This is a genomic window from Nocardioides sp. Z43_10, assembly GCF_059766615.1.
The window spans coordinates 30,639-56,139 of the sequence record NZ_JCBAJY010000012.1 but is presented as its reverse complement, the minus strand read 5'-3'; the positions used below and the strand labels follow the sequence as shown (position 1 = coordinate 56,139).

Annotated in this window: 23 protein-coding genes; 22 read left to right on the top strand and 1 reads right to left on the bottom strand. The window is 71.5% G+C overall.

The window, feature by feature from the left end; all coding sequences use genetic code 11:
- Positions 1-64: 64 nt before the first annotated feature.
- The 6 genes from ruvC (at position 65) to AC6EI4_RS18190 (ending at position 5,692) form a co-directional block, all read left to right on the top strand.
- Entirely contained in the window at positions 65-586 is a 522-nt protein-coding gene (ruvC, locus tag AC6EI4_RS18215) for a crossover junction endodeoxyribonuclease RuvC (RefSeq protein ID WP_498425142.1), read from the top strand.
- Positions 583-1,182, top strand: a complete 600-nt coding sequence (gene ruvA / locus AC6EI4_RS18210; RefSeq protein WP_498425143.1) for a Holliday junction branch migration protein RuvA — start codon at positions 583-585, stop codon at positions 1,180-1,182. The genes ruvC and ruvA overlap by 4 nt, the downstream gene beginning before the upstream one ends.
- A 1-nt stretch (position 1,183) precedes the next feature.
- Positions 1,184-2,272, top strand: a complete 1,089-nt coding sequence (gene ruvB / locus AC6EI4_RS18205) for a Holliday junction branch migration DNA helicase RuvB (RefSeq protein WP_498425144.1) — start codon at positions 1,184-1,186, stop codon at positions 2,270-2,272.
- A 145-nt stretch (positions 2,273-2,417) separates the two neighbouring features.
- Entirely contained in the window at positions 2,418-2,768 is a 351-nt protein-coding gene (gene yajC / locus AC6EI4_RS18200) for a preprotein translocase subunit YajC (RefSeq protein ID WP_498452320.1), read from the top strand.
- A gap of 46 nt (positions 2,769-2,814) precedes the next feature.
- On the top strand, positions 2,815-3,333 hold the full coding sequence (locus AC6EI4_RS18195; protein ID WP_498452349.1) for an adenine phosphoribosyltransferase: 519 nt from the start codon (positions 2,815-2,817) through the stop codon (positions 3,331-3,333).
- Between the two features lie 127 nt (positions 3,334-3,460).
- Positions 3,461-5,692: a RelA/SpoT family protein gene (locus AC6EI4_RS18190; RefSeq protein ID WP_498452348.1), complete on the top strand. Its 2,232-nt coding sequence runs from the start codon at positions 3,461-3,463 to the stop codon at positions 5,690-5,692.
- Positions 5,693-6,052: 360 nt separating this feature from the next.
- On the opposite strand, the gene AC6EI4_RS18185 is transcribed toward AC6EI4_RS18190, so the two are convergent.
- The gene (locus AC6EI4_RS18185) at positions 6,053-7,234 is read right to left on the bottom strand and encodes a DUF349 domain-containing protein (protein WP_498452319.1); all 1,182 of its coding nucleotides are present in this window, start codon (positions 7,232-7,234) and stop codon (positions 6,053-6,055) included.
- Between the two features lie 184 nt (positions 7,235-7,418).
- On the opposite strand from AC6EI4_RS18185, the gene AC6EI4_RS18180 reads away from it, so the two are divergent.
- The 16 genes from AC6EI4_RS18180 (at position 7,419) to AC6EI4_RS18105 (ending at position 25,500) form a co-directional block, all read left to right on the top strand.
- Positions 7,419-8,153: an MBL fold metallo-hydrolase gene (locus AC6EI4_RS18180; protein ID WP_498425147.1), complete on the top strand. Its 735-nt coding sequence runs from the start codon at positions 7,419-7,421 to the stop codon at positions 8,151-8,153.
- A 5-nt stretch (positions 8,154-8,158) separates the two neighbouring features.
- The gene (gene hisS, locus AC6EI4_RS18175; protein WP_498452318.1) at positions 8,159-9,502 is read left to right on the top strand and encodes a histidine--tRNA ligase; all 1,344 of its coding nucleotides are present in this window, start codon (positions 8,159-8,161) and stop codon (positions 9,500-9,502) included.
- On the top strand, positions 9,499-11,295 hold the full coding sequence (aspS, locus tag AC6EI4_RS18170; RefSeq protein WP_498452317.1) for an aspartate--tRNA ligase: 1,797 nt from the start codon (positions 9,499-9,501) through the stop codon (positions 11,293-11,295). Before hisS ends, aspS begins: the two co-directional genes overlap by 4 nt.
- 136 nt (positions 11,296-11,431) lie before the next feature.
- Positions 11,432-13,075, top strand: a complete 1,644-nt coding sequence (locus AC6EI4_RS18165; protein ID WP_498452316.1) for a peptide ABC transporter substrate-binding protein — start codon at positions 11,432-11,434, stop codon at positions 13,073-13,075.
- A gap of 205 nt (positions 13,076-13,280) precedes the next feature.
- Positions 13,281-14,207, top strand: coding sequence for an ABC transporter permease (locus tag AC6EI4_RS18160; protein WP_498425151.1), 927 nt, complete (start codon positions 13,281-13,283; stop codon positions 14,205-14,207).
- Positions 14,200-15,156: an ABC transporter permease gene (locus tag AC6EI4_RS18155; RefSeq protein ID WP_498425152.1), complete on the top strand. Its 957-nt coding sequence runs from the start codon at positions 14,200-14,202 to the stop codon at positions 15,154-15,156. Before AC6EI4_RS18160 ends, AC6EI4_RS18155 begins: the two co-directional genes overlap by 8 nt.
- Positions 15,157-15,172: 16 nt before the next feature.
- Positions 15,173-16,201 carry an ABC transporter ATP-binding protein gene (locus AC6EI4_RS18150; RefSeq protein ID WP_498425153.1) on the top strand — a complete coding sequence of 343 codons (1,029 nt, stop codon included), beginning with the start codon at positions 15,173-15,175 and terminating at the stop codon, positions 16,199-16,201.
- Entirely contained in the window at positions 16,194-17,210 is a 1,017-nt protein-coding gene (locus AC6EI4_RS18145) for an ABC transporter ATP-binding protein (RefSeq protein ID WP_498425154.1), read from the top strand. The genes AC6EI4_RS18150 and AC6EI4_RS18145 overlap by 8 nt, the downstream gene beginning before the upstream one ends.
- Before the next feature lie 105 nt (positions 17,211-17,315).
- The gene (locus tag AC6EI4_RS18140; protein WP_498425155.1) at positions 17,316-18,692 is read left to right on the top strand and encodes a replication-associated recombination protein A; all 1,377 of its coding nucleotides are present in this window, start codon (positions 17,316-17,318) and stop codon (positions 18,690-18,692) included.
- Between the two features lie 27 nt (positions 18,693-18,719).
- Positions 18,720-19,211, top strand: coding sequence for a hypothetical protein (locus AC6EI4_RS18135; protein ID WP_498452315.1), 492 nt, complete (start codon positions 18,720-18,722; stop codon positions 19,209-19,211).
- Entirely contained in the window at positions 19,208-19,522 is a 315-nt protein-coding gene (locus AC6EI4_RS18130; protein ID WP_498425157.1) for a DUF6167 family protein, read from the top strand. Before AC6EI4_RS18135 ends, AC6EI4_RS18130 begins: the two co-directional genes overlap by 4 nt.
- Positions 19,522-22,224: an alanine--tRNA ligase gene (gene alaS, locus AC6EI4_RS18125; RefSeq protein WP_498452314.1), complete on the top strand. Its 2,703-nt coding sequence runs from the start codon at positions 19,522-19,524 to the stop codon at positions 22,222-22,224. The genes AC6EI4_RS18130 and alaS overlap by 1 nt, the downstream gene beginning before the upstream one ends.
- Position 22,225: 1 nt before the next feature.
- On the top strand, positions 22,226-22,687 hold the full coding sequence (gene ruvX, locus AC6EI4_RS18120) for a Holliday junction resolvase RuvX (RefSeq protein ID WP_498425159.1): 462 nt from the start codon (positions 22,226-22,228) through the stop codon (positions 22,685-22,687).
- A complete protein-coding gene (gene mltG / locus AC6EI4_RS18115) occupies positions 22,680-23,900 on the top strand; it encodes an endolytic transglycosylase MltG (protein WP_498425160.1) in 1,221 nt (406 codons plus the stop codon). The genes ruvX and mltG overlap by 8 nt, the downstream gene beginning before the upstream one ends.
- Positions 23,900-24,703 (top strand): shikimate dehydrogenase, encoded by an 804-nt coding sequence (locus tag AC6EI4_RS18110; RefSeq protein ID WP_498452313.1) that lies wholly within the window; start codon positions 23,900-23,902, stop codon positions 24,701-24,703. The genes mltG and AC6EI4_RS18110 overlap by 1 nt, the downstream gene beginning before the upstream one ends.
- Complete coding sequence (locus AC6EI4_RS18105) at positions 24,703-25,500, top strand: prepilin peptidase (RefSeq protein WP_498452312.1); 798 nt, start codon at positions 24,703-24,705, stop codon at positions 25,498-25,500. Before AC6EI4_RS18110 ends, AC6EI4_RS18105 begins: the two co-directional genes overlap by 1 nt.
- The last annotated feature ends 1 nt before the right edge of the window (position 25,501 follow it).

Below are 25,501 nucleotides of genomic sequence, written 5' to 3'. Positions count from 1 at the left end.
CCGTACGGCGGGGGGCCCGCGATAGCGTTCCTCCGAACAGGTGTTCGGACGGAAGGCTGGCTTGATGCGTGTCCTCGGGATCGATCCCGGACTCACCCGCTGCGGGATGGGAGTCGTCGACGGAGAGGTCGGTCGGCCGTTGACGATGATCGACGTCAACGTGCTGCGCACCTCGGCCTCGGAGCCGGTGCCCATCCGGCTGGTGACGATCCTGAACGGCGTCGACGCCTGGCTCGACGAGTTCCAGCCCGACGCGGTCGCCATCGAGCGGGTCTTCGCCCGCTCCGACGTCAGCACCGTGATGGGCACTGCCCAGGCCAGCGGCATCGCGATGGTCTGCGCGGCCCGCAGGGGCCTGCCGGTCGCGTTGCACACCCCCAGCGAGGTCAAGGCGGCGGTGTCCGGCAGTGGACGCGCCGACAAGGCGCAGGTCGGTGCGATGGTGACCCGGATCCTGCGGCTCTCCGCGCCACCCAAGCCCGCCGACGCCGCCGACGCGCTGGCGCTGGCGATCACCCACATCTGGCGCGGAGGCGCCCAGGCCCGCATCGACGCAGCCGTGGCTGCGGCAGGGAGGAAGAGATGATCGCGTTCGTGCGCGGCGAGGTCGCCGCCGTCACGCTGAGCAGCGCCGTGGTGGAGGTCGGCGGCGTCGGCCTCGAGCTGATGTGCACGCCCGGCACGCTGGCCACCCTGCGCCCCGGCCAGCAGGCGACGCTGCCCACCAGCATGGTGGTGCGCGAGGACTCCCTGACGCTGTTCGGTTTCCTCGACTCCGACGAGAAGGCCGTCTTCGAGCTGGTGCAGACCGCCTCCGGCGTCGGTCCCAAGCTCGCCCAGGCGATGATCGCCGTGCTCAGCCCCGACGATCTGCGCCGCGCGGTGGCCGCCGAGGACGTCAAGACGCTCACCCGGGTCCCCGGGGTGGGCCAGAAGGGCGCCCAGCGGATCATCCTCGAGCTCAAGGACCGCATCGGCCCGCCCACCGGCTCCGGAGCCCGCCCCGGCGCCGCGGCCCCGGCCGCCGCCTGGCGCGAGCAGGTCCACCAGGGCCTGGTCGGACTGGGCTGGTCGGCCAAGGAGGCCGACAAGGCCGTCGAGTCGGTCGCCCCTGACGCCGGCGACGCCCCGGACGTCGGCGCCCTGCTGCGCGCCGCGCTGCGCACGCTGAGCAAGGCCTGAGATGGACTACTCCGACGAGGACGTCGACGAGCTGGCCGCCGCCGAGCAGGCGCACCTGCGCTCGCTGACGGCCGCCGAGGCAGAGGGCGACGAGCGCGCCGTCGAGGCCGCGCTGCGCCCACGCAGCCTCGACGAGGTGGTCGGCCAGACCCGCGTGCGCGAGCAGCTCGGGCTGGTCCTGGAGGCGGCCCGCCAGCGTGGGCGCGCGCCCGACCACGTGCTGCTCTCCGGGCCGCCGGGACTGGGCAAGACCACGCTGGCGATGATCATCGCCGCCGAGATGAGCACGCCGCTGCGCCTGACCAGCGGCCCGGCGATCACCCACGCCGGCGACCTCGCCGCGATCCTGTCGGGCATGAACGAGGGCGACGTCCTCTTCGTCGACGAGATCCACCGGATGTCGCGCCCGGCCGAGGAGATGCTCTACATGGCGATGGAGGACTTCCGCGTCGACGTCGTCATCGGCAAGGGCCCCGGCGCCACCGCCATCCCGATCGAGATCCCGCCGTTCACGCTGGTCGGCGCCACCACCCGCGCCGGCCTGCTGCCCGGCCCCCTGCGCGACCGGTTCGGCTTCACCGCCCACCTGGAGTTCTACGAGCCCGCCGAGCTCGACCTGATCGTGCGCCGCTCCGCCGGCCTGCTCGGGGTGGAGCTGACCGACGAGGGCTCCGCCGAGATCGCGTCGCGTTCCCGGGGCACCCCGCGGATCGCCAACCGGCTGCTGCGCCGGGTGCGCGACTACGCGCAGGTCCGCGCCGACGGGGTGGTCAGCCTGCCGATCGCCCACGCCGCGCTGGATCTCTACGAGGTGGACCAGTGCGGCCTGGACCGGCTCGACCGGGGGGTGATCGACGTGCTGTGCCGCCGCTTCGGCGGTGGACCGGTCGGCGTCTCCACGCTGGCCGTGGCCGTCGGCGAGGAGCGCGAGACCGTCGAGGAGGTCGCCGAGCCGTTCCTGGTCCGGATGGGCTTCCTGGCCCGCACCCCGCGCGGGCGGGTGGCCACCCCGGCCGCCTGGCAGCACCTCGGGCTGACCGCGCCGCCGTCGGCGTACCCGGCCGGAGACGAGCCCCTCTTCGACGAGTGAGTCGGCCGCGGCCGCCGCCGGGAGCGGCGGCGCGGACATCGCGGGGGTGCGGCCGTGGCCGGGCTGCCGGACTAGACTGGCTCATCGGAGCGTGGCGTCGCCGCCCTCCGTGCTCACCCGTTGTACATCCGAAAGGCCCCCTGTCGTGGAGTTCCTGCCCATCATCGCCATCGCGGTGATCTTCTGGCTGCTGATGATCCGTCCCGCCTCGCGTCGTCAGAAGCAGCTCAGCCAGATGCAGAGCGGGCTCGCCGCCGGCGACCGCGTGATGCTCTCCTCCGGCATCTTCGGGACCGTGCAGAGCACCGAGGCCGCCGACCGGCTGCACATCGAGGTCGCTCCGGGCACCGTGCTCGAGGTGGCCCGCGGGGCCATCGCCAACGTGCTGAGCGAGCCCGTCGCCGACGACGCGTTCGAGGCCCCGGCCGAGGTGGAGCACCCGGACGCCTCCGCCGAGCGCCCCGACGAGGGACCCAACCTCCGCAAGGAGTCGTGAGCTCTCCGTGAGCCCCAGCGACGTGCTGCTGCGCGCCGGCGACGCCATGTCGCGCTTCGTGCCCGACGTCCCCGACTTCCCCAAGCCGGGCGTCATGTTCAAGGACATCACTCCGCTGCTCGCCGACCACACGGCGTTCGCCACCGTGATCGAGGCGCTGGCCGAGGCCGGGCGCGACGAGCAGGGCCGCCCGGTCGTCGACAAGGTGCTCGGCATGGAGGCGCGCGGCTTCATCCTCGGCGCCCCGGTCGCGCTCGCCCTCGGCGTCGGGTTCGTGCCGGTGCGCAAGGTCGGCAAGCTGCCGCGCGAGACGCACGCGGTCTCCTACGACCTCGAGTACGGCCAGGCCACCCTGGAGCTGCACCGTGACGCGATCGCCCCCGGCGAGCGCGTGCTGCTCGTCGACGACGTGCTCGCCACCGGCGGCACCCTCGCCGCCACTCAGGACCTCGTGCGGGCCTGCGGCGGCGAGGTCCACGCCATCGCGGTGCTGCTGGAGCTCACGTTCCTCTCCGGTCGTGACGCCCTGGGCGACACCGACCTGAGGGTCGTGACGGCCGTCTGAGCGAGCGCGCACCACACTTTCGACTCCCGCTGCGGCCGAGCCCTAGACTGTGCCAATGACCGAGGATCGCGACGTTCCGCCGTTGCGCGAACGTGCGCCCCAGCCGGCCGGCACGTCGACGCGCAGCATGCGAGCCCGGCTGGCCCGCATCGGCACGCGGGCCCAGAGCGGCAACCCGGTCCTGGAGCCGCTCTTCCGCTCCGTGCGCGCGAACCACCCCAAGGCCGACCTGGCGCTGCTCGAGCGCGCCTACCTGGTCGCGGAGAAGATGCACGGGACGCAGACGCGCAAGAGCGGCGACCCCTACATCACCCACCCGCTCGCGGTGACCACCATCCTCGCCGACATCGGGATGACCGAGCCGACGCTGGTGGCCGCGCTTCTGCACGACACGGTCGAGGACACGCCGTACACGCTCGACCAGCTGCGCGAGGAGTTCGGCGACGAGGTCGCCCGCCTGGTCGACGGCGTGACCAAGCTCGACAAGGTCAAGTACGGCGACTCCGCCCAGGCCGAGACGATCCGCAAGATGATCGTCGCGATGTCGCGCGACATCCGGGTGCTGGTGATCAAGCTCGCCGACCGCCTGCACAACATGCGCACGCTGCGCTACGTCAAGCAGGAGACGCAGGAGCGCAAGGCCCGCGAGACGCTCGACATCTATGCGCCGCTGGCCCACCGCCTCGGCATGAACACCCTCAAGTGGGAGCTCGAGGACCTCGCGTTCGCGACCCTGCACCCGAAGATCTACGACGAGATCGTCCGGATGGTCGCCGAGCGGGCGCCCTCGCGTGATCAGTTCCTGGCCGAGGTGATCGCCCAGGTGGAGGCCGATCTCAAGGAGGCCCGGGTCAAGGCCCGTGTCACCGGGCGGCCCAAGCACTACTACTCGATCTACCAGAAGATGATCGTCGGCGGACGCGAGTTCACCGACATCTACGACCTGGTCGGGATCCGGATCCTGGTCGAGGAGGACCGCGACTGCTACTCCGCGCTCGGCGTCCTGCACGCCCGGTGGAACCCGGTCCTCGGCCGGTTCAAGGACTACATCGCGCTGCCCAAGTTCAACATGTACCAGTCGCTGCACACGACCGTGATCGGTCCGCAGGGCAAGCCCGTCGAGCTGCAGATCCGTACCTTCGCGATGCACCGCCGCGCCGAGTACGGCGTCGCTGCGCACTGGAAGTACAAGGAGAACGGGCGCGCCGGCGTCGACACCGAGCGCCGCGGCGACGTCGACGACATGACCTGGGTGCGCCAGCTCCTGGACTGGCAGAGCGAGGTCGAGGATCCGGGCGAGTTCCTGGAGTCGCTGCGCTTCGAGATCAACCGCGCCGAGGTCTACGTCTTCACCCCGCGCGGCGACGTGATCGCGCTGCCCGTCGGCGCCACACCGGTCGACTTCGCCTACGCCGTACACACCGAGGTCGGGCACCGCACCATCGGCGCCCGGGTCAACGGCCGCCTGGTCCCGCTGGAGTCCACGCTCGAGAACGGCGACGTGGTCGAGGTCTTCACCTCCAAGTCCGACAGCGCCGCGCCCTCGCGCGACTGGCTGACGTTCGTGAAGTCGCCGCGGGCCCGCTCCAAGATCCGGCAGTGGTTCACCAAGGAGCGCCGCGACGAGGCCATCGAGCGCGGCAAGGACCAGATCGCCCGGCTGATGCGCAAGGAGGGGCTGCCCCTCAAGCGGCTGCTCTCGCACGAGACGCTCTCGGCGGCGGCGGCCCACTACAAGCTCGCCGACGTGACCGCGCTCTACGCCGCGGTGGGGGAGGGCAACCTCAGCGCCCAGGCCGTCGTACGCCACGTGCTCGAGGTGCACGGCGGGCCCGCCGGTGCCGCGGAGGACCTGGCCGAGGGCATCAACATCACCCACCGCCGGTCGCGGTCCAAGGCGACCACGCCCGGCGACACCGGCGTCATCGTCAAGGGCGTCGCCGACGTGTGGGTCAAGCTGGCTAAGTGCTGCACCCCGGTGCCGCCGGACCCGATCCTGGGCTTCGTCACCAAGGGCGGGGGAGTCTCGGTGCACCGTCGCGACTGCACCAACGCCACCGCGCTCACCAACCAGCCCGAGCGACTCCTCGACGTGGAGTGGGCACCCACCGCGCTCTCGACGTTCCTGGTCAACATCCAGGTCGAGGCGCTCGACCGGGCCCGGCTGCTCTCCGACATCACGATGGCGCTCTCGGACGTCCACGTGAACATCCTCAGTGCCCAGCTGAGCACCACCCGCGACCGCGTCGCCAAGAGCCGCTTCACCTTTGAGATGGCCGACGCCAAGCACCTCGACTCGGTGCTGCGCGCCGTGCGCACGGTGCCGGGGGTGTTCGACGCGTACCGGGTGACGCAGTAAGTGTGGCGCTCGCCGCGGGATTCACGAGTTAACTCGTGAAACCCGCACTTCCCACACGTTGCAACACGTGGGAAGTGGGGGTTTCGTGTGGTCAGTTCGGCCGGGGTGAGTCGGGCGCTTTGTGTGGGGCGCAAGTGGCTTGAGTGGTAGCGCCGGGTGTGGCGTTCACGAGTTAACTCGTGAAACCCGCACTTCCCACACGTTGCAACACGTGGGAAGTGCGGGTTTCACGTGCCCAGTACGGCGAGCGCCGGGCGCCGCGCCATCCGCCGAGCGCCGGGCGCCGCGCCATCCGCCGAGCGCCGAGCGCCGCGCGCCACCCGCCGGGCGCCGCGCGCCGCGCCGCGCCCGCCCACAAACTCAGCCGCTGAACTCCTCGGCGGCCTTGCGGGCCATGTCCAGGAAGGCCTGGCGCGAGGCGAGGTTCTCCTCGAGGTCCTTGATCTTCTTCGCGTCGCCGCCGGCGCGGGCGGAGTCGAGCTGGGTCTCGACGTCGGCGATCGCCTTCTCCAGCTTGGTGACCATGTCGTCGGCGCGGGCGGACTTCTCCGGGTTCGAGCGCTTCCACTGCTCGTCCTCGACGGTGCGGATCGCCTGCTCGACCTTGCGCATCCGGGCCTCGAGGTCCTTGATCCGGTCGCGGGGGACCTTGCCGGCGGCGTCCCAGCGGTCCGCCAGGTCGCGGAAGGAGCGCTTGGCGGCCTCGACGTCGCCCACCGGGAGCAGCGCCTCGGCCTCGATCAGGAGCTTCTCCTTGACCTCGGCGTTGGCCGCGAACTCGCGGTCCAGCTCGGCGTTGGAGGCGTCGCGGGCACCGAAGAAGGCGTCCTGGGCGCCGCGGAACCGCTTCCACAGGGCGTCGTCGATCTCGCGCTGGGCCGGCCCGGCGGCCTTCCAGTCGCGCATCAGGTCACGGAACCGGCCGGCGGTCGGACCCCACTCGGTGGACGTGGCCAGGGCCTCCGCCTCGGTCGCGAGCCGCTCCTTGATCGCCTTGGCCGCGTCGCGCTTCTCGTGCTGCTCGGCGAAGTGCGACTTGCGCCGGCGGGTGTAGGCGGTGCGGGCGGTGGAGAAGCGCCGCCACAGGGTGTCGTCGGAGGGGCGGTCGAGGCGGGGCAGCGCCTTCCACTCCTCGAGCAGCTCGCGCAGCCGGTTGGCGCCGTTGCGCCAGTCGTTGCCGGCGGCCAGCTTCTCGGCCTGCGCGACGATGCGCTCCTTCTCGACCCGCGACGCGGCGAGCTTCTCGGCCTTCTCCGCCTTCCGCGCCTCGCGCTGGGCCTCGATCACCTCCCCGAGCGCGTCCAGGCGGGTGGCGAGCCCCTCGAGGTCGCCGACGGCGTTGGCCCCGGTGACCTGGGCGCGCACCTTCGTCACCGACTCGGTGGCCTCCTCCGGCGTCATCACCCCCGAGACGATCCGCTTCTCCAGCAGCTCCACCTCGAAGGCGAGCGCGGCGTACCGCTCGGTGAAGAACTTCAGTGCTTCCTCAGGGGTGCCTTCGGGGTACTGCCCCACGGAGCGCTCGCCATCGGAGGTGCGCACGTAGACCGTGCCATCCTCGGCGACTCGACCCCACTCTTGACCCGTCACTGGTAATCCTCTTCACTCGGCCGAACGGTGGCAGGCGCCCATGCTAGCGATCGACCGCGCAACGTGCCCGCCCTCGCCCTGTCCGGTGCCCAGAACCGATGCGACGGAACGTTGTCGCGCTCGGTAGTCTGCCTGGGTGCTGATCGCTGGGTTTCCTGCCGGTCCCTGGGGGACGAACTGCTACGTCGTCGCGACCGGGGCGGGCAACGAGTGCGTCGTCATCGACCCCGGCAAGGACTCCGCCGCCGGCGTCGCGGAGGTGGTGCGCGAGCACCGGCTCAAGCCGGTCTCCGTCCTGGTCACCCACGGACACATCGACCACATGTGGTCGGTGGCCCCGGTGGCCGGCACCTACGACGCCACCGCGTGGATCCACCCCCGCGACCGGCACCTGCTCACCGACCCGATGGCCGGCATGTCGCGCGAGAGCACCCAGATGCTCCTGGGCGGCGACTACACCTGGGCCGAGCCCGACGACGTCCGCGAGCTCGGCGACGCCCAGAGCCTGGAGATCGCCGGGCTGACCTTCGTCGTGGACCACACCCCCGGCCACACCGAGGGGTCGGTCACCTTCCGCACGCCGTACGGCGCGGCGGCGGGCCAGCCGGAGATCTCCGAGCTGATGTTCTCCGGCGACCTGCTCTTCGCCGGCTCGATCGGGCGCACCGACCTGCCCGGCGGGGACCATCCCACGATGCTGCGCAGCCTGACCGACAAGGTGCTGCCGTTGTCCGACGACATCGTGGTGCTGCCCGGGCACGGCGAGCAGACGTCGATCGGTCGCGAGCGCGCCACCAACCCCTTCCTGCGTGAGCTCATCGAGTCCCCCGGCGAGACCGGGTCCGCAGGCCGAGTCACCCGAGGTCTGTGAATCACATGTTGCCCAAGCTCGCGGCACCCAAGGGCGTGCCCGAATACCTTCCCCCCGCCTCGGCGGCCTGGCTGGCGATCCAGGCGGCGCTGTCCGCGCCGGCCATCAACGCCGGCTACGGCTACATCGAGCTGCCGGTCTTCGAGGACACCGCGCTCTACGTGCGCGGGGTGGGGGAGTCCACCGACGTGGTCTCCAAGGAGATGTACACCTTCACCGACCGCGGCGGCCGCTCGCTGACCCTGCGCCCCGAGGGCACCGCCGGGGTGATGCGCAGCGTCATCGAGCACAGCCTGGACCGCGGCCAGTTGCCGGTGAAGCTCTGGTACGCCGGGCAGTTCTTCCGCGCCGAGCGCCCCCAGCACGGCCGCTACCGCCAGCTCCAGCAGCTCGGCATCGAGGCGATCGGCTCCGACGACCCGGCCCTGGACGCCGAGGTCATCGCGATCGCCGACGACGGCTACCGATCCCTGGGGCTGACCGGCTACCGCACCGAGCTGACCTCGCTGGGCTGCCGCGAGTGCCGGCCCGGCTACCGCGAGCGGCTCACCGCCTTCCTCGCTGGGCTCGACCTCGACGAGGCGACCCGGGAGCGCTCGGTGCTGAACCCGCTGCGCGTCCTCGACGACAAGCGCCCCGAGGTGCAGGCCCAGCTCGGCGAGGCGCCGCTGATGCTCGACCACCTGTGCGCGGACTGCGCCGAGCACTTCGGCGAGGTGCGCGCGCTGCTCGACGCCGCCGGCACGCCGTACACGCTGAGCCCGCGGCTGGTCCGCGGCCTCGACTACTACACCCGCACCACCTTCGAGTTCGTCCACGACGGCCTCGGCGCCCAGTCCGGGATCGGCGGCGGCGGTCGCTACGACGGCCTGATGGCCGAGCTCGGTGGCCAGGAGCTGTCCGGGATCGGCTTCGGGCTGGGCCTCGACCGCACCTTCCTCGCCTGCCAGGCCGAGGGACTCGCGGTCGGCCCGGCTCGCGCCCTCGACGCGTACGTCGTACCGCTGGGCGCCGCCCGCGGCCGGGCCGCTCTGCTCGCCACCGAGCTGCGCCGCGCCGGCGTCCGCACCGACCAGGCGTTCGGCGGGCGCGGGCTCAAGGGCGCGATGAAGGCCGCGGACAAGTCGGGGGCGGCCTACGTCGTCGTACTCGGCGAGCGCGACCTCGAGCAGGGCACCGCCCAGCTCAAGGAGATGGACACCGGCGAGCAGCGCAGCGTCGCCCTCGACGACCTCGTCGCGACCCTGCGCGACCTGGTGGCCCCCGGCTCGGCCCCCGCGCCGAGCGCAGACACCCCGGACACCCCTGACGCCGCAGTACCGACCCCCACCAAGGAGCAATTCTCGTGATCCGCACCCATGACGCCGGCGCCCTGCGCGCCGAGCACGTCGGCCAGACCGTCACCCTCGCCGGGTGGGTGGGCCGCAGGCGCGATCACGGTGGCGTCGCGTTCCTCGACCTGCGCGAGGCCAGCGGCGTGGTCCAGGTGGTGGTGCGTGACGAGGCCGTCGCGCACAGCCTGCGCAACGAGTACTGCCTGAAGATCACCGGCACGGTCTCGCTGCGCCCCGAGGGCAACGCCAACCCCAACCTGCCCAGCGGCGAGATCGAGGTCATCGCGGACGCGGACGGGGGAGTCGAGGTGCTCAGCACCTCCGCCCCGCTGCCGTTCCCGATCGACGACCACGTCGACGTGGGGGAGGAGGTGCGCCTCAAGCACCGCTACCTCGACCTGCGCCGCAGCGGGCCCAACCACGCCCTGCGCCTGCGCAGCAAGATCAACAAGGCCGCGCGCGACGTCCTCGAGGGTCACGAGTTCGTCGAGATCGAGACGCCCACGCTGACCCGCTCCACCCCCGAGGGCGCCCGCGACTTCCTGGTGCCGGCCCGACTGCACCCGGGCAGCTGGTACGCGCTGCCGCAGAGCCCGCAGCTGTTCAAGCAGCTGCTGATGGTGGCCGGCATGGAGCGCTACTACCAGATCGCGCGCTGCTACCGCGACGAGGACTTCCGCGCCGACCGGCAGCCCGAGTTCACCCAGCTCGACATCGAGATGAGCTTCATCGAGCAGGACGACGTCATCGAGCTGATGGAGGAGATCCTGGCCTCGATGTGGCGGCTCATCGACGTCGAGATCCCGCGGCCGATCCCGCGGATGACCTACGCCGACGCGATGGCGCGCTTCGGCTCCGACAAGCCCGACCTGCGGATGGGCCTGGAGCTCGTCGAGTGCACCGAGTACTTCAAGGACACCCCGTTCCGGGTGTTCTCCCCGGCCAACGCCGAGTACGTCGGCGCGGTGGTGATGCCCGGCGGCGCCAGCCAGCCGCGCAAGAAGCTCGACGCCTGGCAGGAGTGGGCCAAGCAGCGCGGCGCCAAGGGCCTGGCCTACGTGCTGGTCCAGGAGGACGGCTCGCTGACCGGCCCGGTGGCCAAGAACATCACCGACGAGGAGAAGGCTGGCCTGGCCGCGCACGTCGGCGCCGCGCCCGGCGACTGCATCTTCTTCGCCGCCGGCGCCACCAAGTCCAGCCGTGCCCTGCTCGGCGCCGCGCGCCTGGAGATCGGCCGCCGCGGCGGGCTGATCGACGAGAGCGCGTTCGCCTTCACCTGGGTCGTGGACGCGCCGCTGTTCGAGCCGAGCTCGGAGGCCGTGGCCAGCGGCGACGTGGCCGTCGGCGCAGGGTCGTGGACGGCCGTCCACCACGCGTTCACCAGCCCCAAGCCGGAGTTCCTCGACACCTTCGACCGCGACCCCGGCTCCGCGCTGGCCTACGCCTACGACATCGTCTGCAACGGCAGCGAGCTCGGGGGCGGCTCGATCCGGATCCACCGCGAGGACGTGCAGAAGCGGGTCTTCGCGGTGATGGGGATCACCGACGAGGAGGCGGACGAGAAGTTCGGGTTCCTGCTCGACGCGCTCAAGTACGGCGCCCCGCCGCACGGCGGCATCGCGATCGGGATGGACCGCATCGCCGCGATCCTCGCGGGGGCGGACTCGATCCGCGACGTGATCGCCTTCCCCAAGTCCGGAGGAGGCTACGATCCCCTGACGTCGGCTCCTGCGCCGATCACGCCCGCACAGCGCAAAGAAGCCGGTGTGGATGCCAAGCCGGCGCAGGAAAACCCGTCCGAGGGCTGATCGGCCAAACCCCGATACCCGCACCCGTGTCCGGATCGTTACGCGCGAGTGATCGATCCGGCACGCCCGGGCACATAGAGTCCGGTCCAGCGCTCGGACATCGAGCACGTGATTTGCCATCAGAAGGAGGACATACATGCGACGCGTTTCCCGCTCCATGGCTGTCGTCGCCGTCTCTGCCTTGACGCTCGTTGCGTCGGCTTGTGGATCGGGCGACGACGACGACAAGAACAATGCCGAGGGCAGCAACGGGGGCTCGGGCGGTGAGATCGTCGTTCGCGGATGCAACCCGGAGAACCCGCTCGTCCCGCAGAACACGGCCGAGACCTGCGGTGGTGACGTCCTCGACGTGACCACCTCCAAGCTCGTCCACTACAACGTGGAGAACGCCGAGCCGGAGATGGACATCGCCGAGTCCATCGAGACCGACGACAACCAGACGTTCACGGTCACCATCAAGGACGACTACAACTTCTCCGACGGGACCCCCGTCACGGCGGCCAGCTTCGTCGACGCGTGGAACTACGCCGCGTACGGCCCCAACGGCTACCAGGCCAACTACTTCTTCGAGCCCTTCGAGGGCTACGCGGACATGCAGTGCGCCGACGAGGAGTGCAAGAAGGAGCCGGCCGCCAAGGAGCTCTCGGGCCTCAAGGTCGTCGACGACAAGACCTTCACGATCAAGACCACCGAGAAGGTCTCGAACCTCCCCGTGCGTCTGGGCTACACCGCCTTCGCCCCGCTTCCGGAGTCCTTCTTCGAGGACCCCGAGGCCTTCGGTGAGGCTCCCGTCGGCGCCGGCCCCTACAAGGTCGACACCTGGGACAAGAACCAGCAGATCGTGGTGAGCAAGAACCCGGAGTACTCCGGTGACTTCGCCGGCAAGGTCGACCAGATCACGTTCCGGATCTACACCGACTCCAACGCGGCCTACAACGAGGTCGTCAGCGGCGAGCTGGACATCACCAACGAGATCCCCACCGACGTCCTCACCGGCGACCAGTGGCTGCAGGACCTCTCCGACCGCGGCACCACCCGTGAGGTCGGCGTGATCCAGCTGCTCGGCATCAACCCCGACGTGGACAAGAACCTGGCGAACCCCGAGGTCCGCAAGGCCATCTCGATGGCGATCAACCGCCAGGAGATCATCGACCAGATCTTCGCCGGCTCGCGTGAGCCCGCCACCGGCTGGGTCTCGCCCGTCGTCGACGGCTACAAGGCCGACCAGTGCGGCGACGCCTGTGTCTACGACCCGGAGAAGGCCAAGGAGACCCTCGAGGCCGCCGGTGGCTACAAGGGCGACGCGCTGACCATCACGGTCAACGGCGACGCGGACCACGGCCCCTGGGCCGAGGCTGCCTGCAACTCCATCAAGGGGGCGCTGGGCGTCGAGTGCACGGTCAAGAAGACGGTCGACTTCGCGACCTTCCTCACCGACCTGGACGAGCGCAAGACCAAGGGCATGTTCCGCTCGGGCTGGCAGATGGACTACCCGTCCATCGAGAACTTCCTCGTGCCGCTGTACGCCAAGGGCGCGGCGTCGAACTACTACGACTTCGACGACGCCGACTTCAACCGCCTGACCAAGGAGGGCGCTGCCGCCGAGTCCCTGGACGAGGCCAACGCCAAGTACCAGGAGGCCGAGCTTCGCCTGGCCGAGGACATGCGCGTCATCCCGCTGTGGTACTCCACGGCCAACGTGGGCTGGTCGGACAGCGTGAACGAGGTTGCCGTCAACTCGTTCGGTGTCCCGGACTACGCCAACGTCACCCTCAAGTGACACTGGGTCGATCCAGCAATGACACTGGGTCGATCCAGCAATGACACTGGGTTGACCCAGCATTGATACGGGGGTGTGCTGGTCGCGGTAAGCGGCCAGCACACCCCCGGTCAGTGGGACATTGTTCCGCTGATGCAACAATTCCCCCCGACCGCGCGCGGCTTGGCCGCGCGCTTTGTGACGAGATCGAAACGACGGAGGCAAGATGGGCAACTACATCGCCCGCCGGCTCTTGCAGATGATCCCGGTCGTTCTCGGTGCGACGTTCCTCATCTACGCGATGGTGTTCGCCATGCCGGGCGACCCCACGGCCGGCAAGTGCGGCGAACGACCCTGTTCGGATGCCTACGTCGCGCAGTTCCGTGAGAAGTACAACCTCGACGACCCGCTGGTCGTCCAGTACGTGAAGTACCTCGGCAACGTCGTCCAGGGCGACTTCGGCGAGAACCGCTACGGCAACCCGGTCAGCGAGGAGCTCTCCGAGCGCTTCGCGGTCACCGCCAAGCTCGGCGCCATGGCCCTCGTGATCGAGGCCGTGATCGGAGTCCTGGCCGGCGTCCTCGCAGGGTTGCGAAAAGGCGGGTTCGTGGACGGGCTGGTGCTGGTCAGCACGCTGTTCGTGATCTCGATCCCGGTGTTCGTGATCGGCCGCGTCGCCCAGCTCTACCTCGGCGTGCGCGCGGGCTGGTTCCCGGTCACCGTCTCCATGGACGCCACGTTCTACGACCTGTTCCTCCCGGCCTTCGTGCTGGCCTCGACGTCGCTGGCCTACCTGGCCCGGTTGATGCGCACGAACCTCGCGGACAACATGAAGTCCGACTACATCCGTACCGCCACCGCCAAGGGCCTGAGCCGGGGCCGGGTGGTCGGCGTCCACGCGCTGCGCAACTCGATGATCCCGGTCGTCACCTTCCTGGGCTACGACTTCGGCGCCCTGCTCGGTGGCGCGATCATCACCGAGGGCATCTTCAACATCCCCGGTGTCGGCAACTACATCTTCCAGGGCATCCACCAGCGCGACGGGATCGCCGTCGTCGGTGCGGTCACGGCGCTGGTGCTGATCTACCTGCTCGCCAACCTCATCGTGGACCTGCTGTACGGCGTACTCGACCCGAGGATCAGCCATGACTGACATCAACGAGACTCTCGCGACGGGCGGCCACGCCGGCCCGCTCGTGGGGGGCCCCGACGAGGCCCCCGCGGCCCGCAGCACCGCCGGCGGCCAGTCCCTGCGGGGACAGGCCTGGGGCGAGCTGCGTCGCAAGCCGATGTTCTGGATCTCGGCGAGCATCATCGCCGTGTTCGTGGTGATGGCCATCTGGCCCTCGCTGTTCACCAACACCGGTCCCCGCGAGTTCATCCTGTCCGAGGCCCGCGCCACCCCGAGCGGTGACGCCTGGTTCGGGCGCGACACCCAGGGCTACGACATCTACGCCCGCTGCATCTACGGCGCCCGCGCCTCGATCCTGGTCGGCCTGTTCGCGACCATCGGCACCGCGGTGCTGGGCTCGTTCTTCGGCCTCGTCGGCGGCTACAACGGCGGCTGGATCGACGCGCTGATCAGCCGGTTCGCCGAGATCTTCTTCGCGATCCCGCTGCTGCTCGGCGCGATCATCCTGCTCTCGACGCTGCGCACCGACGACGCCGGCTACTTCACCATCGTCTTCCAGGTGGTGCTGGTGCTGGTGGTCCTCGGCTGGCCGAGCCTCTTCCGGCTGATGCGCTCGTCGGTGCTGCAGGTCAAGCCCAACGACTACGTCCAGGCCGCCCGCGCCCTGGGTGCCTCGCCGCTGCGGATCATCACCTCGCACATCCTGCCCAACGCGCTGGGGCCGGTCATCGTGGTCTCGACGATCAACCTCGGGGTCTTCATCTCGGCCGAGGCCGCGCTGTCCTTCCTGGGCATCGGCCTGGAGCCGCCCACCGTCTCCTGGGGCGTGATGATCTCCGAGGCGACCAACGCGATGCGCTCCGCGCCGCACGTCCTGCTGTTCCCCGCCATGTTCCTCAGCCTCGCCGTCCTCGGGTTCATCATGCTCGGCGACGCGGTGCGAGACGCGTTCGACCCCAAGTCGCGGTGAACCGGAAAGTGATTCGATGACAGCCGAAACCATGGGACGTCCCTCCAAGTCCAACGGGTCCTACGAGGGCTCGCTGCTGGAGGTCGAGGACCTCCACGTGGAGTTCCACACCCGCGAGGGGGTGGCCCGCGCGATCAACGGCGTGGACCTGTACCTCCAGGAGGGCGAGACCCTCGCCGTGCTCGGTGAGTCGGGCTCGGGCAAGTCCGTGACGGCGCAGGCCATCATGGGCATCCTCGACATGCCCCCGGCCCACATCCCCCGCGGCAAGATCCGCTACCGCGGCCAGGACCTGCTGAAGATGAGCGACAAGGACCGGCGCCGGGTGCGCGGCCCGGAGATCTCGATGATCTTCCAGGACGCGCTCTCCGCGCTGAACCCCGTCTTCCCGGTGGGCTGGCAGATCGCGGAGATGTTCCGCGTCCACGAGGGCATGAACAAGTCCGACTCCCTGGAGCGGGCCGTCCGGCTGATGGAGCGGGTGCAGATCCCGGCCGCCAAGGAGCGGGTGAAGGCCTACCCGCACCAGTTCTCCGGCGGCATGCGCCAGCGGATCATGATCGCGATGGCGATCGCGCTCGACCCGGCGGTGCTGATCGCCGACGAGCCGACCACCGCCCTGGACGTCACCGTCCAGGCGCAGATCATGGCGCTGCTGCAGGAGCTGCGCGAGGAGCGCCGGATGGGGCTCATGCTGATCACCCACGACCTGGGCGTCGTGGCCGACGTGGCCGACCGCATCTCGGTGATGTACGCCGGGCAGATCATGGAGCGCGCCGACGTCGGGCCGCTCTACGCGAACCCCGGTCACCCCTACACCGAGGGGCTGATCGCCTCCATCCCGCGCCTGGACCAGAAGGGCAAGGAGCTCTTCGCGATCAAGGGCCTCCCGCCGAACCTGCTCGCGATGCCGAGCGGCTGCCCCTTCCACCCCCGCTGCCACCGCGCCCAGGACGTCTGCCGCGTCGAGCACCCCGCGCTGCGCGAGGTGGTGCCCGGCAGGCGCAGCCGCTGCCACTTCGCCGAGGAGGTTCTCGATGTCTGAGGTGATCCTCAGAGCCGTCGGGCTCAAGAAGCACTACCCGCTCAAGGACGGCCTGCTGCGCCGTACCGTCGGCCACGTCAAGGCCGTCGACGGCGTCGACTTCGAGCTGCGCGCGGGGGAGACCCTCGGGGTCGTCGGCGAGTCCGGCTGTGGCAAGTCCACGCTGGGGCGGCTGCTGATGCGCCTGGAGGAGCCCACCGAGGGCACCTTGGAGTTCAACGGCGTCGACATGTACTCCCAGAGCCGGCGCGAGATGCGCCGGTTGCGCCGCGACATCCAGATCGTGTTCCAGGACCCCTACACCTCGCTGAACCCGCGGATGACCGTCGGCGACATCATCGGGGAGCCGCTGGACATCCACCCGGACGTGACCCCGAAGGCCGGGCGCAAGGCCCGGGTGCAGGAGCTGATGGAGATGGTCGGGCTCAGCCCCGAGCACATCACCCGCTACCCGCACCAGTTCTCCGGCGGCCAGCGTCAGCGCATCGGCATCGCCCGCGGCATCGCCCTGAACCCCAAGGTGCTGATCTGCGACGAGCCGGTCTCCGCGCTCGACGTCTCGGTGCAGGCGCAGGTCATCAACGTGATGGAGAACCTCAAGCGCGAGCTGGGGCTCGCCTACGTGTTCATCGCCCACGACCTGTCGGTGGTGCGCCACATCTCCGACCGGGTCGCGGTGATGTACCTGGGCAAGATCGCCGAGCTGGGCACCGAGGACGAGATCTACGAGCGGCCCACGCACCCCTACACCCAGGCCCTGCTCTCGGCCGTGCCGGTGCCCGACCCGGCCCTGCGCGGGACGCGCCAGCAGATCCGGCTCTCCGGCGACGTGCCCTCGCCGGCGAACCCGCCCACGGGCTGCCGGTTCCACACCCGCTGCTGGATGGCCAAGGAGATCTGCTCCCAGGAGGAGCCGCAGCTCATCGCGCGCCCCGACCTGGGCGGGTCGCACCCGTCCGCGTGCCACTTCGCCGAAGAGGCGATGGTCGCCTCCGCGTCGCGACGCTGAGCCACGCCCCAGCTCGAGCCCGGTCCGGCGGCAACGCCGGGCCGGGCTCGAGTCGCGCTGAGCCCGGCGCACGGTGCCGGCCGGCGGGTCGCCTAGGCTGACGGCGTGGAGGGTCTGTTCGAGGTGTCGCAGGGCGGTGCCCGCACCCCGGCAGCGGGCGGGGGCGGTGCCCTTGCCGGCAACACCCACGCCTCGGCGCCGCTGGCGGTGCGGATGCGTCCGCGCACCCTCGACGAGCTCGTCGGGCAGGCGCAGCTGCGCGCGGACGGCTCCCCGCTGCGCCGGCTGATCGAAGGCGACCAGTCGATGTCGTTGCTGCTGTGGGGCCCTCCGGGGACCGGCAAGACCACGATCGCCTCGATCGTCAGCCAGCAGACCGACCGTCGCTTCGTCGAGGTCTCCGCGGTCGCGGCCGGCGTCAAGGAGGTCCGCGCCGCCATCGACGCGGCGCGCTCCGAGCTGGTGCGCGGCGGACGCGAGACCGTGCTCTTCGTCGACGAGGTGCACCGCTTCAGCAAGGCCCAGCAGGACGCGCTGCTGCCCGGGGTGGAGAACCGCTGGGTGACGCTGGTGGCGGCCACCACCGAGAACCCGTTCTTCTCGGTGATCTCGCCGCTGCTCTCGCGCAGCCTGCTGCTGCGTCTGCAGTCGCTGACCGACGACGACATCCGGGCGGTGATCGCCCAGGCGCTCGCCGACGAGCGCGGGCTGGCCGGCGCGGTGGAGCTCGACGAGGACGCCCGCGAGCACCTCGTCCGGCTGGCCGGCGGGGACGCGCGCCGCTCGCTCACCTATCTGGAGGCCGCCGCCGGCGCCGCCCGCTCGAAGGGCTCGTCGGTCGTCGACCTGGCCACCGCCGAGACGGCCGTGGACCAGGCCGCGGTGCGCTACGACCGCCAGGGCGACCAGCACTACGACGTGACCAGCGCCTTCATCAAGTCGGTGCGCGGCTCCGACGCCGACGCCGCGCTGCACTACCTGGCCCGGATGATGGAGGCCGGCGAGGACCCCCGATTCATCGCCCGGCGGCTGATCATCCTCGCCAGCGAGGACATCGGCCTGGCCGACCCCACCGCGCTCACCACCGCCGTGGCCGCCGCTCAGGCCGTGCAGCTGATCGGGATGCCCGAGGCCCGGCTCAACCTGGCCCAGGCCACCATCGCCCTCGCCGTGGCGCCCAAGTCCAACGCGGTGATCACCGCGATCGACGCCGCGAGCGCCGACGTACGGGCGGGGAAGATCGGTCCGGTGCCCAGCCACCTGCGCGACGCCCACTACTCGGGGGCCAAGAAGCTCGGCCACGGGGCCACCTACCGCTACAGCCACGACGAGCCGTTCGGCATCGCCGAGCAGCAGTACGCCCCCGACGTGATCCTCGACGCGCAGTACTACCGGCCCACCTCGCTGGGGGCAGAGGCGGGGATCAAGGAGCGCTGGGAGCGGGTTCGACGTCTGGTCCGGGGCGTGAAGTCCCGGCGCTAGCGGCGGGCGATAGGGTCTGGCACTGTGATGGAGCTATTGGCCGTGCTCGCGGTGGCGGTGCCAGCGGTCCTCGCGCTGGTGCTGGGCTGGCTCCTGCTGCGCCTGCGCAACCGGACCCGCCGCGACCTCGAGGCCGCGCGCGCCGAGACCGCGGCACTGCGTGAGTCCCTCGCCGCCATCGAGCGGCGCCTGGCCGGCCCGCCCGAGCCGGTGGCCAGCGACGACCGCGAGTACGTGATCACCCGCCTCGGCGAGCAGCGGCCCGAGGACGCGCTGCCGGCCGGCGTCAGCGTCGGCGGGCGCATCGACGGTCGGCTGTTCGCCGACCTGGTGGCGCGCGAGTCGGCGGTCAAGGCCGCCGGCCTGCTGTACGGCGTGCGCCGGGCGTTGGCGCCGGAGACCCGCAACCGGATCCGCTTCGAGATGGGCCGCGAGGTCAAGCGCGCCCGCCGCCAGCGCCGCGCCGAGATCAAGCAGGCCCGCCGCGACCTGCACGCCGAGCAGCGGAGGATCGCATGAGTCGCGCCCTGTGGTTCGCCGCCGGGGCCGGCGCCGGCGCCTACGCCCTGACCCGGGCCCGTCGGGCCGCCGAGGCGCTGAGCGTGGACGGGCTGCGCGACCGGCTCGGTGCCCTCGCCGTCGGCGCCCGGATGTTCCGCGAGGAGGTCCACACCGCCCAGGTGGAGAAGGAGGACGAGCTGCGCGATCGGTTCGGACTCGTCACCGGCGGCCCTGCGATCCTCGGCCCCTCCTCGACCACCCCGGCTGCCCCCGAGCAGCCCTCGCCCACCTCCCTGAACCCACCCCGCCACAAGAAGGAAATCCACTGATGGACACCGCGGAGATCCGCCGTCGGTTCGTTGCCCACTTCGAGCGCAACGGACACCAGGTGGTGCCCTCGGCCTCCCTGCTGCTCGACGACCCCACGCTGCTGTTCGTCAACGCCGGCATGGTGCCGTTCAAGCCCTACTTCCTGGGCCAGGAGACGGCTCCCTACCAGCGCGCGACGAGCGTGCAGAAGTGCGTGCGGACCCTCGACATCGAGGAGGTCGGCAAGACCACCCGGCACGGCACGTTCTTCCAGATGTGCGGCAACTTCTCGTTCGGCGACTACTTCAAGCAGGGCGCCATCGAGCTGGCCTGGCAGCTCATCACCGGTGCGCAGAGCGAGGGCGGCTACGGCTTCGACCCCGAGCGGATCTGGGTCACGGTGCTGGAGAACGACGACGAGAGCATCGACATCTGGCGCAACGTCGCCGGGCTGCCACTGGAGCGGATCCAGCGCCGCGGGCTGCTCGACAACTACTGGAACATGGGCGTCCCGGGACCGGGCGGGCCCTGCAGCGAGATCTACTACGACCGCGGTCCCGAGCACGGCCGCGAGGGCGGGCCGATCGTCGACGAGGACCGCTACCTGGAGATCTGGAACCTGGTCTTCATGCAGGAGTCCCTGCACACCGTGCGCGCCAAGGACGACTTCGACGTCGAGGGCCCGCTGCCGGCGAAGAACATCGACACCGGCCTCGGCCTGGAGCGGGTCGCGTACCTGCTCCAGGGCAAGGACAACATGTACGAGATCGACGAGATGTTCCCGGTGATCGAGCGGGCCGCGGAGCTGTCGGGACGCCGCTACGGCGCCGACCCGGTCGACGACGTCCGCTTCCGGGTGGTCGCCGACCACGTCCGCTCCGCGATGATGCTGATCAGCGACGGCGTCACCCCCGGCAACGAGGCCCGCGGCTACGTGCTGCGCCGGCTGCTGCGCCGCGCCGTACGCTCGATGCGGCTGCTGGGCTACGAGGACCGCGCGCTGCCCGAGCTGATGCCGGTCAGCATGGAGAGGATGAAGCTCGGCTACCCCGAGCTGGAGACCGGCTGGGACCGCATCGCGCAGGTCGCGTACGCCGAGGAGGACGCCTTCCGCAAGACGCTGCAGGCGGGCACCCAGATCTTCGACCAGGCGGCCGCCGAGGTCCGGCAGGGCGGCGGGACCAGCCTGTCCGGCGCCAAGGCGTTCGCGCTGCACGACACCTACGGCTTCCCGATCGACCTCACCCTGGAGATGGCCTCCGAGGCCGGGCTGAGCGTGGACGAGGCGGGCTTCCGCAGCCTGATGAGCGAGCAGCGCGAGCGGGCCAAGGCCGACGCGAAGTCGAAGAAGGGCCAGCACGCCGACACCTCGGTCTACCGCGGCATCCTCGACGCCAGCGGCCCCACCGACTGGCTGGCCTACGAGACCCTGGAGACCGAGTCCACCCCGCTGGCGCTGCTCAGCGGGGGACGGCCGGTGAGCAGCCTGGCGAACGGCGAGGTCGGTGAGCTGGTCCTGGACCGGACGCCGTTCTACGCCGAGTCCGGCGGCCAGGCCGCCGACGCGGGCATCATCGAGTTCGACGGCGGCCGGCTCGAGGTGCTCGACGTGCAGCGCCCCGTGCGCGGGCTGGTCGTGCACCAGGTCCGCGTCGTCGACGGCGAGCTCGCGCTCGGCTCGGCCGGCGCCGGCCAGGTCCACGCCCAGGTCGACCGCGAGTGGCGCACCGGCGCCCGGCAGGCGCACTCCGGCACGCACGTGGTGCACGCCGCCCTGCGCGAGGTGCTCGGCCCGACCGCCCTGCAGTCCGGCTCCTACAACCGTCCCGGCTACCTGCGCCTCGACTTCGGCTGGACCTCCGGGCTCAGCGCCCAGCAGATCGCGGACGTGGAGCACGTCTCCAACGCCGCGCTGCGCTCGGACCTGCCGGTGGCCGCCCAGTACATGACGCTGGCCGAGGCCCGCGAGTGGGGCGCGCTCGCCCTGTTCGGGGAGACCTACGACGACCAGAAGGTCCGCGTCGTGGAGATCGGCGGCCCCTGGTCGCGCGAGCTGTGCGGCGGCACCCACGTCGAGCACTCCTCGCAGGTCGGCACCATCGTGGTGACCTCCGAGTCGTCCGTCGGGTCGGGCAACCGGCGCGTCGAGGCGCTGACCGGGCTGGAGGGCTTCGCCTACCTGGCCAAGGAGCGGGACGTGGTCGGCCAGCTCACCGGCCTGCTCAAGACGCAGCCCGACGACGTCGTGGCCCGGGTCGCCGACATGGTCGAGCGGCTGCGCACGGCGGAGAAGGAGCTCGAGAAGGCCCGCGTCGCCCAGGTCCTGGCCGGGGCCGGCGCGCTCGCCGACGCGGCCGTCGACGTCGGGGGCGCAGCCGTGGTGGCGCAGCGCGTCGACGGCGCCGGCGGCGGCGACGTACGCACCCTGGCCCTCGACGTACGCGGGCGGCTGGCTCCGGCACGTCCCGGCGTCGTGGTGGTGCTCGGGGTCAACGACGGCAAGGTCGCCGTGGTGGCCGCGGTCAACGAGGAGGGCCGCCGGGCCGGGCTCAGCGCCAACGCGCTGGTGCGGGCCGTGGGCCCCTTCGTCGGCGGCAAGGGCGGCGGCAAGGACGACGTCGCCCAGGGCGGCGGCGCCGACACCACCCAGCTCGACCAGGCGCTGGCCGCCGTCGGCGCCGAGGTCGCCCGCACGCTCGGCACCTCGCGCGGGCAGGGCTGAGGTGCGCCACGGCGTCCGACTCGGCATCGACCCCGGCGACGCTCGGATCGGGGTCGCGCGCAGCGACCCGACCGGCTTCCTGGCCACGCCGGTGGAGACCGTGCGCCGGGGCAGGGGAGACCTGCAGCGGATCGCGGCCATCCTCGCCGAGGAGGGCGCCGTGGAGATCGTGATGGGGCTGCCCCGCTCGCTGTCCGGCGGCGAGGGGCCGGCCGCCGCGAAGGTCCGCGAGTTCGCGGCTCGCCTGGCGCGTCGGGTTGCACCGGTGCCGGTGAGGTTGTGTGATGAACGCTTGACTACTGTCTCGGCTGAGTCCATGCTCCGCGGGCAGGGGCGCTCGGGCGCCAAGCGCCGGGCGGTGGTGGACCAGGCAGCAGCGGTGCTGATCCTTCAGCACGCGCTGGACACGGAGCGCGCTACGGGGAGCGCGCCGGGCGAGATCGTCGAGGAGACCCATGAGTGACGCAGGGCCCATCCCCTTCGGGCAGTCCGACCCCGAGCCCGAGCCCGGCCACTACTCCGACCACGGGGCGGTCAGCGTGCTGCCGGTCGGCGAGCACGAGCCCGAGCAGCACCCCCGCGGTGGACAGCGGCGCAAGAAGAAGCGCGGCGGCGCCGTCGGCTGCCTGGTGTTCCTGGCGATCGTGGCGCTCCTGGTCGCCGGCCTCTTCGTCGGGGTGAGCAAGGGCATCGACGCCCTCGAGGGCAAGTTCGGCGACCCCGAGGACTATGCCGGCCCCGGGGAGGGCGCGGTCACCGTCGAGGTCCAGGAGGGCGACACCGGCGGCGACATCGGTCGCAGCCTGGAGGACGCCGGAGTGGTGGCCTCGGCCGAGGCGTTCACCGACGCCTGCTCCGCGGATCCCGAGTGCAGCACCATCCAGGTGGGCTACTACGAGCTGCGCGAGAAGATGGCGGCCAGCGAGGCGCTCGCCGGGCTGCTGAACCCCAAGAACATGGTGCGCAACTTCGTCACGGTCCCCGAGGGGCTGCGCCTCGACGACATCCTCGACCTGCTGGCCGAGAAGACCGAGTTCAAGCGCGGCGCCTACGAGAAGGTGCTGGCCAAGCCCGGTTCGATCGGGCTGCCGGACTACGCCGGCGGGGAAGCCGAGGGCTACCTGTTCCCCGCGACGTACGACTTCGGGCCGAAGGCCACCCCGCGCTCGATCCTGACCGCGATGGTCGACCGGTGGCGCCAGGCGGCCGACGAGGCCGGCCTCGAGGCCGCGGCCCAGCGTCTGGGCTACACCCCGGCGGAGCTGATGATCGTGGCCAGCCTGGTGGAGGCCGAGGGCCGCGGGGACGACATGCCCAAGATCGCCCGGGTCATCTACAACCGCCTCGAGGGCGAGGAGACCAACGGGCTGCTGCAGATCGACGCCTCGGTCAACTACGGCCTCCAGCGCGATCTCGGGGTCGGGCTGAGCTCCGACGACCTGGAGACGCCCACGCCGTACAACACCTACCTGAACCGCGGGCTGCCGCCGACGCCGATCGAGGCTCCCGGTGACGCGGCCATCGACGCGGCCGCGAACCCGGTGTCGGGGGACTGGTTCTACTACGTGACGGTCGACCTGAAGACGGGCGAGACGAAGTTCGCCGAGGACTACGACGAGTTCCTGACCTACAAGGCGGAGTTCAAGAAGTACTGCGAAACCTCCGACGCCTGCTGATGGTCACGCGCTGCGCCGTGCTGGGCGACCCGATCGCCCACTCGCTCTCACCCGCGCTGCACCGGGCCGGCTACGCCGCGCTCGGCCTCGACTGGGAGTACGACGCCTGCCGGGTCCCCGGCGGCGGGCTGCGCGCGTTCGTGGCCGGGCTCGACGCCGGCTGGCGGGGGCTGTCGCTGACGATGCCGCTCAAACGGGAGGCGCTCGGCCTGGCCGACGAGCTCACCGCGCGGGCGCAGCTGGCGGGCGCGGCCAACACGCTGGTGCTCGGCGAGCGCGTGGTCGGGGACAACACCGACATCCCGGGTGCCGCGGCGGCGGTGCGTGAGCGCTGGGCCGGCGAGGTGCACACCGCGACGGTCCTCGGCGGTGGCGCGACCGCGACCTCGACGGCGCTGGCGATGTGCGACCTGGGTGCGCGGCGGATCCGGCTGCTGGTGCGCTCTCCCGAACGGGCCGCCGAGACGGTGGCGGCGGTCTCCGCGCACCCGTCGGCGCCCGTCGTGGAGGTCGGCGACCTGGCCGGCGACCCGGTGCTCGGCGAGGTGGTGGTCTCGACCATCCCCGCCGAGGCGCAGGGCGCGGACCTCCTCGCCCGCTGCGCCGAGGTGCCGGTGGTCTTCGAGGTCCTCTACCACCCCTGGCCGACACCGCTGGCCGCCTCCGCGCATGGGCGCACCCTGGTGGGCGGGCTCGACCTGCTCGTCCATCAGGCGGCCGGGCAGTTCGAGCTGTTCACCGGCCGCCCGGCGCCGTTGGAGCAGATGCGCGCGGCGGGTCTCGCCGGATTGGCCGCACGCTGATGGACCCTGCCCTGTCCGCCGCGCTGGCAGCGGCCGTCGTCGCCGGCGCCGGCGGGTGGGCGGTGCCCCGGCTGATCGCCGCGATCCCCGAGCCCGCCCCGGCGCGCGACGTACCGGCTGGTGCGGTGGGGGTCGCGGCCGAGGTCGACTCGTCACTGGCGCCGGGACACGCCGACGAGAAGGTCGAGGCAGTGACGGGTGGCAAGGAGACCTATGCCGCGATCGGGGGACTGCCGGGGCTGGGCTGGAAGTCGGCGCTGGCGTCGGCCGTCGCCGGGGCGCTGGTCGGCGGTGCCGTGGGCTGGGCGTGGACGCTGGTGCCGCTGCTGGCCCTGGTGCCGGTCGGGGTCGCCCTCGCGGTCGTCGACTGGCGCACCCGGCTGCTGCCCACCCGGGTGATCGCCCCGTCGTACGCCGTGGTGGCCGGGCTGGTGCTGCTGGGCTGGGCGGTGACCGGCGAGCACGACGCCGTGGCCCGGGCCGCCTGGGGCTGGCTCGGCGCCGGGGGCACGTTCTTCCTGCTCTGGTTCCTCTACCCGCGCGGGATGGGCTACGGCGACGTCCGGCTCTCCGGGGTGCTGGGCATCGCGCTGGGCCAGCTCGGCTGGGGTCCGCTGGTGGTCGGCATCTACGCCGGGTTCCTGCTGGGCGGCGTCGGCGGGGGACTGCTGGCGCTGTCGGGCCGGGCGGCGCGGGGGCGCCACATCCCCTTCGGGCCGTACATGCTGGCCGGGGCGCTGCTGGGGGTGCTGGTCGGCGAGCCGCTGTGGGACGGTCTCGTCGCGGGGGCGGGCTGAT